The 18,045-nt window shown below is 70.6% G+C and carries 19 protein-coding genes; 3 read left to right on the top strand and 16 right to left on the bottom strand.

The features are described 5' to 3' along the window. Positions 1-79 precede the first annotated feature (79 nt). From BHU06_RS00490 to BHU06_RS00450, 9 genes are all read right to left on the bottom strand, one after another. Positions 80-1,393 carry a sulfatase gene (locus tag BHU06_RS00490; protein WP_070397184.1) on the bottom strand — a complete coding sequence of 438 codons (1,314 nt, stop codon included), beginning with the start codon at positions 1,391-1,393 and terminating at the stop codon, positions 80-82. Positions 1,394-1,446: 53 nt separating this feature from the next. After that, positions 1,447-2,427 carry a tripartite tricarboxylate transporter substrate binding protein gene (locus BHU06_RS00485; RefSeq protein ID WP_070397183.1) on the bottom strand — a complete coding sequence of 327 codons (981 nt, stop codon included), beginning with the start codon at positions 2,425-2,427 and terminating at the stop codon, positions 1,447-1,449. Between the two features lie 52 nt (positions 2,428-2,479). Next, positions 2,480-3,262: an enoyl-CoA hydratase-related protein gene (locus BHU06_RS00480; RefSeq protein WP_070397182.1), complete on the bottom strand. Its 783-nt coding sequence runs from the start codon at positions 3,260-3,262 to the stop codon at positions 2,480-2,482. Further along, positions 3,259-4,065, bottom strand: a complete 807-nt coding sequence (locus BHU06_RS00475) for a crotonase/enoyl-CoA hydratase family protein (protein ID WP_070397181.1) — start codon at positions 4,063-4,065, stop codon at positions 3,259-3,261. The genes BHU06_RS00480 and BHU06_RS00475 overlap by 4 nt, the downstream gene beginning before the upstream one ends. Beyond that, a complete protein-coding gene (pcaF, locus tag BHU06_RS00470) occupies positions 4,062-5,276 on the bottom strand; it encodes a 3-oxoadipyl-CoA thiolase (RefSeq protein WP_070397180.1) in 1,215 nt (404 codons plus the stop codon). Before pcaF ends, BHU06_RS00475 begins: the two co-directional genes overlap by 4 nt. Before the next feature lie 2 nt (positions 5,277-5,278). Then, complete coding sequence (locus BHU06_RS00465; protein ID WP_070397179.1) at positions 5,279-6,121, bottom strand: amidohydrolase family protein; 843 nt, start codon at positions 6,119-6,121, stop codon at positions 5,279-5,281. Between the two features lie 20 nt (positions 6,122-6,141). After that, on the bottom strand, positions 6,142-7,806 hold the full coding sequence (locus tag BHU06_RS00460; RefSeq protein WP_070397178.1) for a (2,3-dihydroxybenzoyl)adenylate synthase: 1,665 nt from the start codon (positions 7,804-7,806) through the stop codon (positions 6,142-6,144). A 48-nt stretch (positions 7,807-7,854) separates the two neighbouring features. After that, on the bottom strand, positions 7,855-8,628 hold the full coding sequence (locus tag BHU06_RS00455; RefSeq protein WP_070397177.1) for an SDR family NAD(P)-dependent oxidoreductase: 774 nt from the start codon (positions 8,626-8,628) through the stop codon (positions 7,855-7,857). A gap of 95 nt (positions 8,629-8,723) precedes the next feature. Further along, complete coding sequence (locus BHU06_RS00450; RefSeq protein WP_083292773.1) at positions 8,724-9,692, bottom strand: tripartite tricarboxylate transporter substrate binding protein; 969 nt, start codon at positions 9,690-9,692, stop codon at positions 8,724-8,726. 144 nt (positions 9,693-9,836) lie between these two features. Here BHU06_RS00450 and BHU06_RS00445 point away from each other — a divergent pair, with 144 nt between their 5' ends. After that, on the top strand, positions 9,837-10,730 hold the full coding sequence (locus tag BHU06_RS00445) for a LysR family transcriptional regulator (protein WP_070397175.1): 894 nt from the start codon (positions 9,837-9,839) through the stop codon (positions 10,728-10,730). Here the strand turns inward: BHU06_RS00445 and BHU06_RS00440 are convergent. Further along, positions 10,722-11,927, bottom strand: a complete 1,206-nt coding sequence (locus tag BHU06_RS00440) for an NAD(P)/FAD-dependent oxidoreductase (protein WP_070397174.1) — start codon at positions 11,925-11,927, stop codon at positions 10,722-10,724. The two genes, BHU06_RS00445 and BHU06_RS00440, sit on opposite strands and share 9 nt — an antisense overlap. A 204-nt stretch (positions 11,928-12,131) precedes the next feature. On the opposite strand from BHU06_RS00440, the gene BHU06_RS00435 reads away from it, so the two are divergent. Then, positions 12,132-13,193: a hypothetical protein gene (locus BHU06_RS00435; protein WP_070397173.1), complete on the top strand. Its 1,062-nt coding sequence runs from the start codon at positions 12,132-12,134 to the stop codon at positions 13,191-13,193. An 8-nt stretch (positions 13,194-13,201) separates the two neighbouring features. Here the strand turns inward: BHU06_RS00435 and BHU06_RS00430 are convergent, their stop codons facing one another. From BHU06_RS00430 to BHU06_RS00410, 5 genes are all read right to left on the bottom strand, one after another. Continuing rightward, entirely contained in the window at positions 13,202-13,747 is a 546-nt protein-coding gene (locus tag BHU06_RS00430; protein WP_070397172.1) for a phosphatase PAP2 family protein, read from the bottom strand. A 43-nt stretch (positions 13,748-13,790) separates the two neighbouring features. Beyond that, entirely contained in the window at positions 13,791-15,095 is a 1,305-nt protein-coding gene (locus BHU06_RS00425) for an RNA polymerase sigma factor (protein ID WP_070397171.1), read from the bottom strand. A gap of 13 nt (positions 15,096-15,108) precedes the next feature. After that, positions 15,109-15,528: a VOC family protein gene (locus tag BHU06_RS00420; RefSeq protein WP_070397170.1), complete on the bottom strand. Its 420-nt coding sequence runs from the start codon at positions 15,526-15,528 to the stop codon at positions 15,109-15,111. Positions 15,529-15,570: 42 nt separating this feature from the next. After that, positions 15,571-15,987: a YciI family protein gene (locus BHU06_RS00415; RefSeq protein ID WP_070397169.1), complete on the bottom strand. Its 417-nt coding sequence runs from the start codon at positions 15,985-15,987 to the stop codon at positions 15,571-15,573. A gap of 98 nt (positions 15,988-16,085) precedes the next feature. After that, positions 16,086-16,451 (bottom strand): YciI family protein, encoded by a 366-nt coding sequence (locus tag BHU06_RS00410; RefSeq protein ID WP_070397168.1) that lies wholly within the window; start codon positions 16,449-16,451, stop codon positions 16,086-16,088. A gap of 54 nt (positions 16,452-16,505) precedes the next feature. Here BHU06_RS00410 and BHU06_RS00405 point away from each other — a divergent pair, with 54 nt between their 5' ends. Beyond that, entirely contained in the window at positions 16,506-16,790 is a 285-nt protein-coding gene (locus tag BHU06_RS00405) for an AraC family transcriptional regulator (protein ID WP_070397167.1), read from the top strand. Here BHU06_RS00405 and BHU06_RS00400 read toward each other — a convergent pair. Further along, positions 16,787-17,989, bottom strand: coding sequence for a tetratricopeptide repeat protein (locus BHU06_RS00400; RefSeq protein WP_175442771.1), 1,203 nt, complete (start codon positions 17,987-17,989; stop codon positions 16,787-16,789). The genes BHU06_RS00405 and BHU06_RS00400 overlap by 4 nt on opposite strands. Between the last annotated feature and the right edge of the window lie 56 nt (positions 17,990-18,045).

Below are 18,045 nucleotides of genomic sequence, written 5' to 3'. Positions count from 1 at the left end.
GGGAATGACCGCATGGGGTCATTGACTTGTCATCGGCGCCGTTTCTCCCTGTGCGGCGCGCGCCCGTTGCCGCCTCGACCTAGCGCTGAGGCATGTTCCTGGTCCCGTAACCCTGCCTCACGCGGGCGTCCTCCGGGATGGGGGGCATGGTGCGGTTCCACGCTTCCCATGCCTCCCGCATGTCGCTCATCCGCTGTGGGTCCCGCGCGGCCAGATTCGCGCGCTCGCGCGCATCCGAGGCGATATCGAACAGGTAGTCGATTCCATCCACGCGCAGGTACTTCCAGTCACCGTTGCGGTGCGCCCGCTGCTCTCGGTGCTTCATCCGCCAGAACAGCGGACGATCGAAGTGGGCCTGGGGCGCGTGCAGAACCGGCAGGAGCGACAACCCATCCAGCGGGTAGTCCGGATCCGGACGCGCGCCCGCCGCCTCCAGAACGGTGGCGGACCAGTCCATGGTCATGCAGTGTTGCGCGGTCACGGCACCGCGCGGAATCACGGCCGGCCAGTGCGCGATCCATGGCACGCGGATGCCACCTTCGGTCAGGTCCATCTTGCCGCCCACGAGCGGCCAGTTGTCCGAGAACCGTTCGCCGCCGTTGTCGCTGGTGAAGACGACCAGCGTGTTGTCGGCGATGGCGTTCCGGCGCAGCGCCTCCATCACCCAGCCGATGCCCTCGTCCATGTGGTGGATCATCCGCTGGTAGGTGTGGACGCTGCCACCATGCAGATGGAAGAGGTTCTGCATGACGTCTGGCGCGAGGTGTTCGTCATCCCGCGTCTCCCAAGGCCAATGGGGGGCGGTGTAATGGAGGCTGAGAAAGAACGGTTCTTTCTTTCCAGCCATGCGATCGATGCAGTCGACGGCGCGTCGCGAGAGAAGGTCCGTGAGGTAGCCCTCTTCGTGCCTCTCCTGCTCGCCGAGGTACAGGTCGTGGTCGCCGTTGCCGCTGCAGTGAGAGAAGTAGTCCACCCCACCCGACAGGGGGCCGAAGAATTCGTCGTACCCCGACTTGAGGGGACCAAAATGCGGCGGGTACCCGAGATGCCATTTGCCGATCAAGGCGGTCTGGTAACCCGCCCGCTTCAACAGCGAGGGAACGCTGGGGTGTCCCGGGGGCATACCGAGCGTCGCGCTGCCCTTGCTGTCCGCGTGAATCGGCTCCTCGGCCGCCCCTCGCAGTCTGTACTGGTAACGTCCCGTGATCAGTGCAAAGCGCGTCGGCGAGCAGAGCGATGAGTTCGCGTAGCCATCGGTGAAGCGGATGCCGTTCTCGGCCAGCGCATCGAGAACCGGTGAAACGCGGCCGAAGGCCGCCTCGCGCCCACCGTAGCAACCCAGGTCGGCGAACCCAAGGTCGTCGGCAACGATGAAGATCACATTGGGTTGCATGGCAAGGGGTGTTGCAGGATCCACGGGAGCGCTGGGGGCCACGGCGCGTGCGGTCAGTCCAGCGTCAGATTCAACCGCTTCACCACTGGCGCCCATCGCGCCGTATCGGCCTGCACCTGCGCCTCGGCCACCTGGCGCGTGCTGCCCACGCCACGCAAATCCAGCGCTTGCAGGCGGGTTTGCACATCGGGGGTCGTCATGATGGCGCCGGCGGCCTGCTCCAGTGCGCTGGCGACCGCCGCGGGCAGGCCTTTGGGCGCCTGCAGCAGCAGCTTGAAGCTGATGTCCAGGGTCGGCTTGTGGAGTGCCTCGGCCAGCGTCGGCACCTGCGGCGCCAGCGCGGAAGGTTCGGCGGACGAGACGGCCAGCGCCACCAAGCGGCCGGTTTTCACATGCGGCAGCACCGTGGGCGTTGCCAGAAAGCCGCAGCTCACCTCGCCGGCCAGAACGGCGGTGGTGGCTGGCGCGGGGCCGCGGTAGGCGATGTGCTCCATGCCGACGCCGGCCTCGCGCAAGAACATTTCAGCGGCCAGATGGCCCGGCACGCCAGCGCCACCCGACGCGTAGATCATTCGGTTCGCATTCGCTCGGGCCACCAGCTCGGCCGCGGTCTTCACGCCCGTGCCTGGGTGGCACACCAGCATCTGGGTGAAGTTCGCCAGCACGGAGAGGTTCATCAGGTCTTTGCGCGCATCGAACGTGAGCTTGGGGTACACGAGCGGGTTCACGGTCACCACGGTGTCCGGGCTGACCCCCAGGGTGTAGCCATCGGGCTCGGCAGCCGCCACCACACCGGCGGCCAGGCTGGTGCCGGCGCCCGGGCGGTTCTCGACCACCACGCTCTGTCCCAAGCGCTGCGACAACCGTTCGGCGAAGAGACGGGCCGTGATGTCGGAGGGCGCGCCCGGCGGCGATCCGACGAGCAGGCGAATGGTCTTGCTCGGGTAGGCGGGCGCCTGCGCCTGCGCGTTGCCGGCGCTCAGCACGGCCAGCGCAAGGCCGGCCAGCAGGGAGGGAAGAAGTCGCTGGGTCATGGCTGTCTCCTGGTAGAGGTCGAACGAAAGGTGTGCCCGTGCGCTGCGGGCCTCAGCCCCCGGTGAAGCGCGGTGCGCGCTTGTCCAGCCGCGCGCGCATGCCTTCGTGCTGGTCGTGCGTGGAAAAAAGCGTCTGAAAGGAGCGCCGCTCGAACCGCAGCCCGCTCTCCAGCCCGCTGCTCATGCCTTCCAGCACGGCTTCCTTGATCAGGCGCAGCGCCAGCACGGGCAGTGCGGCCAGCTCGCAGGCGATCTGCAGCGCGCGCGCTTCCACTTCGTCGTCGTTCACCACTTCGCTGGCCAAGCCCATGGCCAGGGCCGCGTCGGCGCCGAAGGGTTCGCCCCGCAGCAGGATGTGCATGGCAGCGAATTTGCCCACCACCTGGGTGAGACGTTGCGTGCCCCCACCCCCGGGCATGATCCCGAGCTTCACCTCCGGTTGGCCGAAGCGCGCGCCCTGGCCCGCGACGAGGATGTCGGCGTGCATCGAGAGTTCACAGCCTCCGCCAAGCGCGTGGCCCCGCACGGCGGCGATCACCGGTTTGCGGCAGTTGGCGATGGCGCCCCACAGCCGGTCCATCTGGCGCGCCATGATCTGCGCCGGCGTGGCGTCCACGTACTCGTTGAGATCGGCCCCGGCGCAGAACGCGCGCTCACCGCCCGCCAGCACGATGGCGCGAACCCGGTCGTCGGCGTCGAGTCGCAGAAAGGCCTCGGCGAGTGCATGGCGCAGCTCGAGGTTGAGCGCATTGAGCACGGCCGGGCGGTTCAGGCGCAGCAGCGCCACGCCATCCATGGGGTTCGCCTGCAACAAGCAGTCGCTCGCGGTGCTCATGTGGCTGCGCCCTGAAAGCGCGGCGCGCGTTTCTCGAAGAAGGCGGCAACGGCTTCGGCGTGGTCGGCCGTGTGGTGCGCCAGGCCCTGCAGGCGACCCGCGCTGCCCAGAGCCTCGTCCAGCGTTGCGGTGCGTGCCTGCTGCAGCAGCTGGCGCGTCCATCGAAGCACCTGGGGCGGGTTGGCCGCGATGCGGGCGGCCAGTTGCAAGGCCTCGTCGAGCAGCGCCTCGGGCGCCACCACCCGCGAGACCAGGCCGATGCGCAGGGCCTCCTCGGCATCGATCGCATCGCCGGTGAGCGCCATCTCGGCCGCGCGCGCGTAGCCGACAACACGCGGCAGCAGCCAGCAGCCTCCGTCGCCGGGCACGATGCCGACCTTGACGAAGCTCTCGGCGAAGCGCGCCTGGCGGGAGGCGATGCGCAGGTCGCACATGCAAGCCAGGTCGTTGCCGGCGCCGATGGCCGGGCCGTTGACCGCGGCGATGATGGGCACTTGCAGCGCCTCGAAGGCGCGTGGGATGCGCTGGATGCCGTCGCGGTAGGCCTGCGCGATCTGCTCGGGCGTGCCAGCGAACATGCCACGGCGCTCGCGCATCTCGGCCACGTTGCCGCCGGAGCAAAAGGCTGTTCCCGCGCCGGTCAGGATGGCGACGCGCACGTTGAGGTCCGCGTTGAGCGCGGCGAAGGTCTGTTCGAAGGCCGCGAACATCGCTTCGCCGCTAAGGGCGTTTCGGGTGTCGGGACGGTTGAGGGTGAGCAGCGCGACATGGCCGCGCCGCTCGATCAGGATGGGTTCGCTCATCGGGGGTCTCCCACGCGTTCGATGGCCATGGCCACGCCCTGCCCCACGCCCACGCACATCGTCACGAGGCCGTAACGCCCGCCGCTGCGTTGCAGCTGCCGCGCGGCGGCCAGCACCAGGCGCGCGCCGCTCATGCCCAGCGGGTGACCGAAGGCGATGGCCCCGCCGTGGGGGTTCACCTGCGGTGCGTCGTCACTCAGGCCGAGCGCGCGCATCACAGCCAGGCCCTGGGCCGCGAAGGCCTCGTTGAGCTCGATGACATCGAAGTCGCCGATGCGCAGGCCGGTGTGTGCCAGCAGGCGCCGCACCGCCGGCACCGGGCCGAAACCCATCACACGCGGGGCTATGCCCGCGCTCGCGTAGCCGAGCACACGGACCAGGGGCCGCAGGCCGTGGCGCTGCGCCCCGGCTTCGCTGGCCAGCAACAGTGCGGCGGCGCCATCGTTCACGCCCGATGAATTGCCGGCGGTGACCGTGCCGCCCGGGCGAAACGCCGGTTTGAGCGCGGCCAGGCTCTGGGCCGTGGCGTCGGCGCGCGGGTGCTCGTCCTCGCTCACCCGCACGACGGCGCCTCGGCGGCCCGGCACCTCCACGGGCACGATCTCCTGCGCCAGCACTCCGGCCCGCGCGGCGGCCGCCGCGCGTTGCTGGCTGCGCAGGGCGAAGGCGTCCTGGTCGGCGCGCGAGATGCCGTGTTCCTGCGCCACGTTCTCCGCCGTGTCGCCCATGCTGTCCACGCCGTGCAGCGTTTCCATGCGCGGATTCACGAAGCGCCAGCCGATGGTGCTGTCGTGCACCTCGGCGTGGCGCGAGAAGGCCGCCGTGGGCTTGGGCATCACCAACGGCGCGCGGCTCATGCTTTCCACGCCCCCCGCGATGGCGATCTGCGCCTGGCCCGCGTGCAGCGCGCGCGCCACCTGGGCCACGGCCTCAAGGCCCGAGCCGCACAGCCGGTTGACGGTGAGCGCCGGCACCTCGACCGGCAACCCCGCCAGCAGCGCGCTCATGCGCGCCACGTTGCGGTTGTCCTCGCCGGCCTGGTTCACGCAGCCAAAGACCAGTTCGTCGATCAGCGCCGGCTCGAGGCCGGGGTGACGCGCCATCAGCGCGCGGATCGGGATGGCGCCCAGGTCGTCGGTGCGCACGCCCGAGAGCGCGCCGCCGTAGCGCCCGATCGGCGTGCGCACGCCGTCGCAGAGGAAGGCGTCCATGCTCACAACCCCAGCACGCGCTCGGCGTTGCCGTGCATGATCTTTTCCATGATCTCCGGCGTGTAGCCGAGCCCGTCCCACTCCCGCAGGATGCGCTCATAGGGCAGGCTGGGGTAGTCGCTGCCGAACATGATCTTGTCCTGCAGGCGGCCGCGGATGTCCACCTTCAGGTTGCCCGGGAAGTGCTTGGGCGCCCAGCCCGACATCTCCCAGAACACATTGCCCTTGTGCAGGGCCACGGCGGTGGTTTCGTCCACCCAGGGCCAGCCGGGGTGGGCCATGATGATCTTCAGCGTCGGGAAATCGGCCGCGAGCTGATCGATGTGTTGGGGGTGGGCGTGGCGGATCACCGCACCGTGCCCACCCGGCATGCCCGCGCCCATGCCGGTGGTGCCGACGTCGATCATCACCGCGGCGCCCATGGCGTCGATCTCCTCGAACAGCGGGTAGTAGCGCCGGTCGCTGACACCGAAGTGCTGCATGATGGGGTGGAAGTGAAAGCCGATGAAGCCCAGCTCGCGCACGGCCTTGCGGGCCTGGATCATGGCGATCTCGCCTTTGGCCGGCTCCACCGCGCCCCAGCACTGGATGATCCGTTTCGGGTGGCGCTTCCACATGCCGTGCACGTACTCGTTGGTGCAGGGCGGCGCGGCAATGGTGGTCTCCAGGTCCAGCGCCACCAGGCAGGCCTCGACGCCCGCGCCGGCGAACTCGGCGATCACCTCGTCTTCGCTCTTGCCCACCCAGTCCCGCTTCCAGTAGCGGGCGAGCTCGGCGGGATAGGGACCCTGGGAATCGGTCCAGGTGGACGTACCCGGGTAGCAGTGCAGGTCGATGATGCGCATGGGGTCTCTCGGGGGTTCGGTCAGTGGGGGATGCGGCGCGCGGCCTCTTCTTCTGCCAGCCGCTGGCCGATGAGTTCGCCCAGCGCCTTCTTGGATACCTTGCCAAAGGTGGAGACGGGAAAGTCCGGCAAGACCTCCAGCCGCTCGGGCAACTTGAACTTGGCGATTTCCTTGGTCAGCAGAAAACCCACGAGCTCCTTCAGGTGCAACTCGTGTCCGGCCTTGAGGATCACGAAGGCGCACATGCGCTCGCCCAGGTTGGCGTCGGGCATGGGCACGCAAGCCACGTTCTGCACCGCGGGGTGCATCAGGATCAGGTTTTCCACCTCCTCGGCACTGATCTTTTCGCCGCCGCGGTTGATCAGGTCTTTCTTGCGGCCCTCGACGATGTAGTTGCCGCTGGGGTGCTTGCGCATCAGGTCGCCGGAACGGTAGAACCCGTCGGGCGTGAACTGGCGCGCGTTGTACTCAGGCACACCGAAGTAGCCGCGCAAGGTGTAGGGGCCGCGCACGGTGAACTCGCCGACCTCGCCGTCGGGCACCACGCGGCCCTCGTCGTCGAGCAGCAGAACCTCGTCGTCCTCGCACACGGGACGGCCGCAGGTCTCGAGCTTGACGTCCTCCGGGTCGCTGGCGCGCACGAACATCAAGGTGCCTTCCGACATGCCGAAGTTCTCCTGCACGAACACGCCGGGTATCAGCGCGCGTGTCTTCGCGCGCACTTCGGGCTGCATGCGTTGTCCGCCGCTCTGGATCAGCCTGAGGCTGGACAGGTCGTAGGCGCTGGCGGCCTCGTCGTTGATCAGGCGGATCAGCAGCGCGGGCACCACCTTGAGGTGCGTGACCCGGTGCTTCTGGATCAGCGCGAACATGTCCGTCGGGCGCGTGTTGGCGTGCAGGACCACCTTGGCTCCCTTGAACAGAAAGCCCTGGATGCCCGGGCAGGCCAGCGGCAGGTTGTGGGCGATCGGCAGCACCAGCAGCAGCACCGATTCCGCGTCGATCTCGGTCACCTCGGCGGCCACCTTCGAGTTGTAGGCGTAGTCGTTGTTGGTTCGCGGGATCAGCTTGGGGATGCCGGTGGTGCCACCCGAGAGCTGGAAGATGCAGGGGTCTTCGGGGTCGATGCGGATCTCGGCCAGGCGCGAGGCCGGCAGCTTGGCCGGCGTGTCGATCAGCGCACGCAGTGAGACCTCGCCCGGCCCCGCGTTGCCCAGCACCAGACGAAATTTCAGCGAGGCGTTCTCGGCCTGCACGCGTTCGATCATCGGCGCGAAAGTGAAGTCACCTGCGGTGCCGGGGTAGACACAAGTGGTCGCGCCCGAGAGCCGAACGAACTGGCTGATCTCGGCGTAACGGTGCGTGACCAGCGCAGCGATCGGGATGCAGCCGATCTTCTGCAGTGCGAAGTACAGCAGCACGAACTCGTGCACGTTGGGCAGCGTGGGCACCACGCGGTCCAGCGGGCGCAGGCCGAGCTCGAGCAGGTTGAGCGCCAGGTTGGTGGTGACGCGGTCGAGTTCGGCGTAGGTGAAAGACACGTCGCCGTCAATCAGCGCGACGCGGTCCGCGAAGCGCTTGAACACGGCGTCGAACTCCTGCGCCAGCGAGCGGTCCTGCCAGTAGCCCTTGGCGCGGTAGCGCGCGGCGCAGTCGGGCGGAAAGGGAACGAATCCTTCAAGCATGGGAAGTCTCCGGAGGATCAAGGGGGATGGGGCAACGCGGGCGCGGCCTCAGGTCGAACTCGTGAAGCCGCCGTCGATGACGACCACCTCGCCGGTGACGAAGCGCATGCCCTGGATCAGGTTGAGCATCACCTCGGCCACGTCGTCGGCGGTGACGCAGCGCTTCAGCGGCGTGGCCTTGGCGCGCGCGCCCATGAGCGTTTCGTACTTGTCGCCCAGCATGCGCTGCATCCAGTCGCCTTCCATCCAGCCCGGCGCCACCGCGTTCACGCGGATGTCCGGGCCCAGGTTCCAGGCCAACATCTTGGTCAGGCTCACCACGGCGGCCTTGCTGGCCGCGTACGGTGGCGGCTGCGGGCCGGGGCGCAGACCCACGATGCTCGCGGTATTGACGATGCAGGGCTCGCCTCCTTGTGCCCTGCTCTTGCGCAGCAGCGGCACCGAGGCGCGGCTCACCTGGAAGTTGCCGCGCACGTTGACCGCGAAGGTGCGGTCCCAGGCGTCCATGTCCAGGCTGTCGAGGTCTTTCACCTTCCAGGTGGCGGTGGTGCCGGCGTTGTTGACCAGCGCGTCCAGGTGGCCGAAGGCGCTACCCACCTCGGCCAGCATCTGGCGCACGGCACTGTCGTCGCTCACGTCGCAGGGCAGCACCAGGGTCTGGGCGCCCAGAGTCCGGGCTTCTTCGGCCACCGCTTGCGCGGCCTTGGCGCTCGAGGCGTAGTTGATGGCCACGTCGTAGCCGGCTTTCGCCAGCGCCAGCACGGCGCTGCGGCCGATGCCGGTGCCACCGCCGGTGACGAGGGCCTTCTTGCGGGGGGTCATGTTGGGAGGCTCCTGTTTCGGTTGTGAAAGCTTGAGTCGGCCCAGGGCGCCAGCTGCGCCGGCGCCATCGGGTCTGGAAAACGTTGCGGCGAGTGCTACTGGGGCTGCACGCCGAGTGCGGTCACCAGGCGCCTCATTGCGCCTTGCTGCTGCACGAAGAACGCGTGCGCGGCGCTCACGCTGTCCTGTCGCGGGTACACCCCCATGTCGGCCAGCCGACGGGTGACTTCGGACGAGGCGGTGATGCGGTTGACGTCGGCGTTGATGCGTTCGATGACGCCGGGCGGTGTGCCCGCCGGCGCGATGATCTGGAACCAGCCGATGGCCTCGTAACCGGGATAGGTGTCCGCCACCGGCGGCGCATCGATGCCGGGCAGGCGCTGCGCCGAGGTGACGCCCACGGCGCGCAGGCGGCCCGACTTCACATGCTCCAGCAGTCCCGGCACACCATCCACCGTGAGCACGGCGTCGCCCGCCAGCACGGCCGCCACCGCGTCGGGCGGCGTGCGGTAGGGCACGGTGAACAGGCCCATGCCCCCGGCCTTGCTGACCATCTCGCCGGCCAGGTGCGGCAGCGAGTTGAGCTGCGGCGCGGCGAAGTTCACCTTGCCCGGATGGGCCTTGGCGTGCTGGGCTAGGTCCGCCATGGATCGGATGCCGCTGCTGGCCGGAACCGCCAGCATCAGCGGGCTGATGCCCACCGTGGCCACGGGGGCGAGGTCGGTGTCCGGGTTGAACTGCGGGTTCTTGAACACGAGCGGAGTGATCGTGCCCATGGCGGCCGGGACGAAGCCAATGGTGTAGCCATCGGGCGCCGAGCGCACCAGCGCCGACATACCTGGAATGCCGCCTGCACCGGGGCGGTTGTCCACCACAACGCCTTGGCCCCAGGCGTTGGCAAGCCGCTCGCCAACGATGCGCGCAATCACGTCTGGCGCAGAACCCGCGCCCACCGGAACGATCATGCGCACGGGCCGGCTGGGCCAGTCCTGTGCCGCGGCGCTGCCCAGTGTGGACAGCAGACAGGCCGCTGCCAGCAGGCGCCTTCTGGAAATGGGGTTCATGGCGTGTCTCCGTCTCGTTGTCTGTGTTCCCGGCGCGGGATGGGGCGGACTGTAGGCAGGCCTAAAGATTCAAATAAGATGGAAATATTCGAAAAGTGATTCGAATCTGATATCTCCCCGAATGAACAACAGGTAAGTCAAGGCATGAAGCTCGATCAGCTACAGCACCTGATGGCCATCGTCGAACACGGCAGCCTGCGCGCGGCCGCCAGGCGCTTGGACATGCCCCAGCCCGCGCTGACGCGCAGCGTGCGGGCACTGGAGCGGGAACTGGGTGTGAGCTTGTTTGCGCGGGAGACCACGGGCATGGTCCTGACCGCCGAAGGCGTGCGCTTTCATCGCCGGGCCTGCGTCATCACCAGCGAGGCTCAGCGCGCGCGGGAAGAGGTGCAGCACCCGGGGCCGGCCTACGAGGGAACGGTATCGGTGGCCTTGTCGATCATGCCCCACCTGGGCATGCTGCCCGATGCGCTGCCGGTGTTCCGCCATGCCTATCCGAAGGTCAGGCTCAACATCACCGAGAGCCTGATGCCCGGCGTGGAAAGCGCATTGCGCGACGGCGGGCTGGAGTTCTACCTTGGCGCTGCGCCATCGCAGAAGCTGGCGCCGGGCCTGGCGATGCGGCACCTGTGCGACAACACGCGCGTGGTGGTTTGCCGCAAAGGCCACCCGCTGGCGCGCGTGCGCAGCCTCAAGGCGCTGGCCGGCGCCGAGTGGGCCAGCACCACCATCGACCACAACGCCGAGCAGGACCTGGCGCGGCTGTTTGCCTCCCACGGTCGGGCCGCGCCGCGCGTGATGCTGAGCGCGCACTCCGCGCTGTCGGTGCAGGTGGCCCTGGTGCGTACCGACCTGCTGGCCATGTTGCCTCGGCAGTGGTTGGACTTCGTCATGACGCGTGACCTGCTGGACGTCATCCCCGTGCGCGAGCGCCTGCCGGCGCCCGCCATCGTGCTGGTGCGCCGACCCGATCTGCCGCTGTCGCCGCCAGCGGAGTTTTTGTGCGACGTGCTGATGCGCCGTCTTCCATCAGCCTGACTGGGCCACCCGGCCGGCGGTGCCTGAGGCCGGCGCCAGCGAAGCCGCGATGTGCCCGGCCACCCGCTCGGCCTGCATCGCGATCGTGCGCAGCAGCCCGCCCGGCTGGCGGATGTCGTAACCCACGAAGTGCAGCCCCGCCAATGCGCCTTCACCGTGCAGCACCGTGGGCAGGCCGCGTTCATCCAGCGGCAGCGGGTGGTTCGGGAACAGTCCCTGCACCAGGGGCTGGTAGCCGGTGGCGAGCACGATGCTGTCGAAGCCCTGCCCCCGTCCGTCGGTGAAGCGCACGCCACCGCGCATGAGCGTGGCGATGCCGGGGTAGACGGTGATCTCGCCGCGCCGGATGCGCGCGAGGGTGCCGACGTCGATCACCGGCGTCTTGCCCTCGCGGCGCAACTGGCGCAGCGGCGAGGCGGCCGGCGTGCGCAGGCCCCAGCGCGACAGGTCGCCCACGGTGAGCCGGCGCAGCAGCGTGGCGCAGGCGTCGCCCATGGGTTCGGGCAGGCGGGCCAGCGCGATGCTGGAGAGCTGCGTGGGCCGGCCCAGCACGTCGCGCTTGACGATGTTGACCGGCGAGCGCACCGACAGCGCCACCGCCACGCCCTGCTCGGCCAGGTCCAGCGCGATCTCCGCGCCCGTGTTGCCCATGCCCACCACGAGCACGCACTGGTCTTTGAACGGCTGGGCGTTGCGGTAGTCGTGGCTGTGCAGCACGCGGCCGGTGAAGGCGTCCTGCCCCGGCAGCACCGGCCTGCGCGGCTCCCGGTTGGCGCCGGTGGCCAGCACCAGCTGCGCGGCGTCCAGGACCCGGCCGCCAGCGGTGTGCACGCGCCAGCGCGCGCCGGGGTCGGCGGCGGCGCCGGCGGTGATGCGCACCACCGTCTGCCCGCCCACGGGTTCGATGCGGTGGTGGCGGGCGTAGGCCTCCAGGTAGTCCACCACCCCCTGGCGCGGCACGTAGCGCGGCGCCTCGTCGGGGAACGGCAGGCCCGGCAAGGCCGAGTGCGACTTGACCGTGTGCAGGTGCAGCCGCTCGTAGTGCTCGCGCCAGGACGAGCCCAGTTGCGCGGCCTCGTCGATGACCGTGGCGTCCCGCCCCAGCAGGCGAAGGCCGCCGGCCACCGCCAGGCCCGCGGGCCCGGCACCGACGATGAGGACAGCGTGGCGATCGTTGGGGGCGGCGGACTCGGTCATGGTGGACGCGAGTGTGAGGGTGCGCTTCGTCGCACGCCATCGGTGTTCGCCCGTGGCGGGCACCCGAAGGACCGCGCACCGCCCTCCCCCACCTGGGGGAGCCGCCTGTACCCCGCCCGTGTATCTCCGCCGCAGTGCACACCCTATCGTGCCCAGCCCGGCGCCGGCCGGCCCCGCGGCCCACCCCCATGGAGAAACCAACGTATGGCATCCCTCATTGAATGCGCCCATCTCGCGTGGGCCGTCGGCATCGGCCCCTTGTCCGGGGGGGCGCACCGCACCCCCTTGCTGCCGGGCTGGAAGGCCTTGCAAGCGCCGCCCCTGGCGGCGCAGGCTGAGCAAGCCCTGCACGGCGGCGGCTTCGGCGCCAGGGCGTATCTCAACCCGTCCACGGGGGACATGGTGGTGGCCTACCGAGGCCGGGACTTGCCTTCGGCGCTGCCGGGCCCTGCGCGGCAGGACTTGCCCGAGCTGTTGCTGGGGCTGAGCCTGGTGCTCGGCCGCCAAGGAGTCGAGATCGGCACTGAGCTGCGGCGCCAGGCGATAACGCACTGCCTCGCGGTGGTGGCGTCGGCCCAGCGGCAGGGACAGGACCCTGGCCGCCTGTTCTTCACCGGTCACGGCATGGGCGCGGCCCTGGCCGCCAGCATGGCCGTCTGGCTGGGGCGCCCCGCCACGCTGTTCGCCGCCGCCCCCTTCACGGTGGCCGGCGGAGGCCAGGACTGCCACGACGCCCTCAGCCACGTGTCGGTGCAAGGCGAACCGATGGGCTACGCGCGCCACGCCATGCCCTTCGCCGTGAGCGCCGAGCGCGACCGGGCGATCGAGGCTGGCCAGGCGCCGGTGTCGAAGGCCCTCGCCCTGCACCGCATGGACCTGCACCTGGCGCTGCTGCTGGACGAGCGCCTGCCCGCCCTGATGCAGCGCCTGCCGGAACTGCTGCCCGCGCTGTGCGGCGGTTCACCCGACCCGGCGCACGATCTGATCGGCCCGCTGATCGAAGACCAGCTGCGCCAGGGCACGGGCGCCCCCAGCGCCCTTCGGCGCTTCATCGACGATGTCGAGAAGCTTCCCCTGCTGAGCGCGTTCGACACGCCGCCCGGCGGGCGCCAGGCGCTGATCGCCCTGCTGGCCATCCTCCATGGGTCGCAGGCCGGCCGGGGCACCCGTCCGTCACGGTGGCCGGCGGACGAGGCGCCGCCAGGGCCAGCGAGCGGGACCCAGCACCAGCACCGCCCCGGCATCGGGGTCAGGGAACCGGCCTGAGCGGGCCATCACGTCGGCAGCACGAGCCCGAAGGCCAGGCCGCTCGCCAGGCCCAGGGCCAGGCCCGCGAGCACGTCGAGCGGGAAGTGCGCGCCGGTGTGCACGCGCGCCCAGCCGGTGGCCAAGGCCACGGCCGCCATGGCGGTGATCAGCGCCCCGCTGCCGGTGTGTGGCAGCAGCGCACCCAACACGGCGCCCATCACCAGGGCATGGCTGCTCGGGAAGCCCGCGCGGCCGCCGTGGCCCAAGTGGTTGGGGCACAAGCCCAATGCAAAGGGCCGCTGCGCCTGCCAGCGGCGCGCCAGGCGCTTGCCCGCCAGCTGCACCAGCCCGGCCCAGGACAGGCACAGCAGGGCCAGGGCCGGCCCCAGCGGGTGCGGCAGCGACACCAGCACCACGAGCGCCAGCAGCGGCAGCCAGCTCCAGCGCGCGACCAGCCGCGCCAGCACCAGCGCGGCGACCGGGCCGCGCCCCGCGCCGAGGCGGCGGAACAGCCAGATGTCGACCCGCAGCCAGGGGCTGGCGGGCGCGAAGGGAAGCGTCTGGTCGGCCATCCGCGCACTGTGCGGCGCGCAGATGACAGGCGCGTTAAGCGCGTTAAGCGCGGTCGGCTCGGGGCGGTTGTGCCGGGGTGTCGCGCAGCGCCTCGGCGCGCTCGCGCATCAGGGCCTGGTCGGCCTCGTTCTGGGTGAGGCTGGCGGCGCGCTCGAAGGCCTCGCGCGCTTGCGCCCGGCGACCCAGCTGTTGCAGCAGGTCGCCGCACACCGCGCTGAGCCAGGGGTAGCGCGCCAGCGCGGGCTCTTGCAACAGCGGCGCGAGCACGGCCAGGCCAGCGGCCGGGCCAGCGTGGCGCGACACCGCCACCGCGCGGTTGAGCTCCACCACGGGCGAGGGCGCCAGGCGCGCCAGCTCGGCGTACAGCGCGGCCATGCGCGCCCAGTCGGTGGACTCCACCGAGGCGGCGCTCGCATGGCAGGCGGCGATGGCCGCCTGCAACTGGTAGGGGCCGGGCGATTCGGTGATGAGGTCGGCGCGCGACAGCGCGTCCAGCCCGCGGCGGATGAGCAGGCGGTCCCAGCGCGCGCGGTCCTGCTGCTCCAGCAGCACGGGGCGGCCCTGCGCGTCGGTGCGCGCGGCGCTGCGCGAGGCCTGGATCTCCAGCAGCGCCTGCAGGCCCAACGCCTCGGGCTCTCGCGGCATCAGATCGGCCAGCACGCGCGCCAGGCGCAGCGCCTCGTCGCACAGCGCGGGGCGCATCCAGTCGCTGCCCCGCGTGGCCGTGTAGCCCTCGTTGAAGATGAGGTAGATGACCTCCAGCACCGAGCCCAGGCGCTCGGCCAGCGCGGGGCCGTGCGGCAGTTCGAAGGGCACGCCCGCGTCGCGCAGGGTGCGCTGCGCGCGCACGATGCGCTGCGCCACGGTGGACTCGGTCTGCAGCACGGCGCGCGCGATCTCGTGCGTGCTCAGGCCGCCCAGCAGCTTGAGCGTGAGCGCGACACGCGCGTCGGCCGAGAGCACGGGGTGGCAGGCGGTGAAGATCAGGCGCAGCAGGTCGTCGCCGATCGGGTCGCGGCGTGCGGCGTCCACCAGCTCGGCCACGTCGGGCGCGCGGTCGGCCTGCAGGGCCACCAGGTCGGCGGCGATGTCGGCCTCGTGCCCCTCGCGCGTGGCGCGCTGGCGCAGGTGGTCGAGCGCGCGGTTGAGCGCGGTGCGCATCAGCCAGGCCCCGGGCTTGTCGGGGATGCCGTCCTTCGGCCAGTGCTCCAGGGCCGCCACCAGCGCGTCCTGTGCGATGTCCTCGGCCACGCCGAGGTCGCGCACGCGGCGCATGACGGCCGCCACCACCTGGGCCGACTCCAGTCGCCAGGTGGCGGCGATGCGCTGGTGGATGGCACTGTGCATCGGTCGCCGCGCCTCAGGCCTGCTGCGCCTGCTGGGCGAACGCCGCCTCGTCCATGTAGAACACCTCCCACTGGTGGCCGTCCGGGTCGGCGAAACCGTGCTGGTACATGAAGCCGTGGTCCTTGGCCGGGTTGGGCGTGCTGCCGCCGGCGGCCAGGGCCTTGGCGACGAAGGACTCGACCTCGGCGCGGTTCTCGCACGACAGCGCGTTGAGCACGGCCGTGGCCTTGGCCGGCTCGGCCACCGGCAGGTGGGTGAAGGTCTGGAAGTAGGGGCGCACGAGCAGCATCACGTAGACGTGTTCGCTGATGACGATGCAGGCGCCCTGGTCGTTGCTGAACTGCGGGTTGAGCGTGAAGCCCAGGCCGGTGTAGAAGGCGCGGGCGCGCGGCAGGTCGGCGACGGGCAGGTTGACGAAGATCTGGCGGGACATGGGAGGCTCCTGGGTCGGGGGTGGATGGTGGGGGCGGCGGGATCAGGCTTGCAACATCTGGCGGAAAGCCTCCACGCTGGGACCGTCGGCCTGGATTTCGTCGAGCTCGATGAGCTGGCGCACCTCGACCACGGCGGGCTTGCCTTCGCCCACCGGGTTGGGGAAGCGGCGCGACCACTCGATGGCCTCGTCGCGGCTGCGCACCTGGATCAGGGTGTAGCCGGCGATGAGCTCCTTGGCCTCGGCGAAGGGGCCGTCGACGACGCGCGGCGCGCCGGGGCCGTGCTGCACCCGCCAGCCCTTGCGACTGGGGTGCAGGCCCGAGGCGTCGAGCAGCACACCCGCCCGGGCCAGCTCCTCGTGGAAGCGCAGCATGGCGTCGAACACGGCGGGGTCGGGGCTGGGTGTGGTCTCGGCCTCGAACTCGGGGATGGAGCGCACGATGATCATGAATCGCATGGGACTCTCCTGGACGGCGCGGGCAACCGTTTCGCCCGCTTCATCCCCACGACGGTTCATCGCCCCGGGTTTCGACGGGGTGACTCTAGGTAAAAACCCTAGGCTCGACTCTCGTCGAAGCAGGGCGCCAGGCCGCGCACCTCGACCGTGGCCCACTCGGCCGCCGGGCACTGGCGGGCCAGCTCGATGGCCTCCTCGCGCGTCACGCCGTCGAGCAGGAAGAAGCCGCCCACCATTTCCTTGGCTTCGGCAAAGGGTCCGTCGAGCCGGCGCGCCGCACCGGGCGCCTGGCTCACGCGCACCGCGTCGCCCAGGCCGGCGAGCGACTCCACCGCCCTGAGCTTGCCCTGCGCGCGCAGCGCGTCGCCGAAGGCCTGCATGCGGGCATAGACCTCACGGCCCTGCGCCTCGGTGCGCTCGGCGCGCTGGCCGGCGGGTTCGATGATGAGCAGCATGTAAGACACCTGCGTGTTCTCCCGGTAGGCAAAGCGCGCATCCTAGACGCACAATGCGCCGCCATGAACACCCCACCGTTCGATGCGTTCCGTGACCAGGCCCTGGCCGAGGGCTTCGATGAGGTGTTGGAGCGCCGCTGGGCGCCGAACACGGTGCTGGGCACCCACACCCACCCGTTCTCGGTGAAGGCCTTCGTCGCCGAGGGCGAGATGTGGCTCTCCTGCGGCGAAGACACGCAGCACCTGCGGGCGGGTGCGCCCTTCTCCCTGGGCCACGAGGTGCCGCACGCCGAACGCTACGGCGAGGCCGGCGCGGTGATCTGGGTGGCGCGGCGCCGCGCGGGCTAGGCGGCGCGGCGCAGCCAGGCGTACCAGCCCATCACGGGCCGGCCCTGCTCTTCCCGTATCGGCCCGGCCTCGATGGCCTGCACCGCGAAACCGTGAGCGGCGGCCAGGCGCTCGATCTGTTCGCGCGAATGCGCGTAGCGCAGGCTGGGGCGCAGCTGCAGGTCGCGCCCGGGATCGGCTCGCTCAACGCTGAAGGCAAAGCGGCCACCACTGGCCAGGCGGGCGGCGACGGCGGCGAAGACCGCGTCGAGCGGCCCCACGTAGATGAACACGTCGGCGGCGACGATGAGATCGGCCGGGACGTTGCTGGCGCGCAGGAAGCCGAGCAGGTCGCCGTGCACCACCCCGCGGTACGCGCCGCTGGCGCGGGCGCGTTCCACCATGGCGTGCGAGGCGTCCACGCCCTCGACGGCGTCGGCGATCGGCGCGATCAAGCGGCCGCACAGGCCGGTGCCGCAACCCAGGTCCAGCACCAGGCCGATCCGCCGACCCTCGGCCAGCAGCGGCTTGAGCAGGGTATCGGGCGCGGCGTACCGCAGCTGCGCGAGCAGGTGGTCCTGAAAGTCGTCCGCGTACTGGTCGAACAGCGCGCCCGCGTACACCGGCGGCGGGGGCGGCGGATCGCGCAGGTCCTGCACCGAAGCGAGGTAGTGGCGGTGCAGCGCGGGCTCGGCACCGTGCTGCAGGGCCTGTTCGTAGGAGCGCGCGGCCTCCTTGAGCTGACCGCTCTCGCGCAGCAAGTGGCCGCGCTGGCTCCAAACCTCGGGCTCGCGCGGGTCGATCTCCAGCGCGTCGTCGAGCGCCTGCAGAGCCTCGCGCCAGCGCTCCTGGCGCAGCTCGCAATGCGACAGCGCGAGGTACAGACTCGGCAGGAGGGCACCCAGCGCGATGGCCTGGCGCAGCGCGTGCGCCGCACCAGCCCACTGGTTCAGCGCTTCGCGGCTGAGGCCCAGGGCCGCCCAGGCGTCGCGGTGCGTCGGGTCGGCGAGCAGCGCGGCGTCCAGGCGCTCGATGGCGGCGTCCCATTGGCCCAGCCGGCACAGCGTGACGCCCAGGTTGGCCAGCACCGACGGCCGGCCCGGCACGAGCGCCTGCGCCGCCTCGTAGTCGGCGCGCGCGGCGTCCAGGCGGCCGGCTTCGAAGTGCGCGTTGCCGGCAAAAAAATGCGCCTTGGCGCGTTCGGTGGTGTCGTCTGACATGTCGGCGGGCAAGGAAGCGACGAAGACGCGCATCCTACCCAGGCGCGAGGGGCGCA

Source organism: Hydrogenophaga sp. PML113, assembly GCF_001777155.1.
Taxonomy (GTDB): domain Bacteria; phylum Pseudomonadota; class Gammaproteobacteria; order Burkholderiales; family Burkholderiaceae_C; genus Hydrogenophaga; species Hydrogenophaga borbori.
This window is presented reverse-complemented; position numbering and strand designations above follow the sequence as displayed.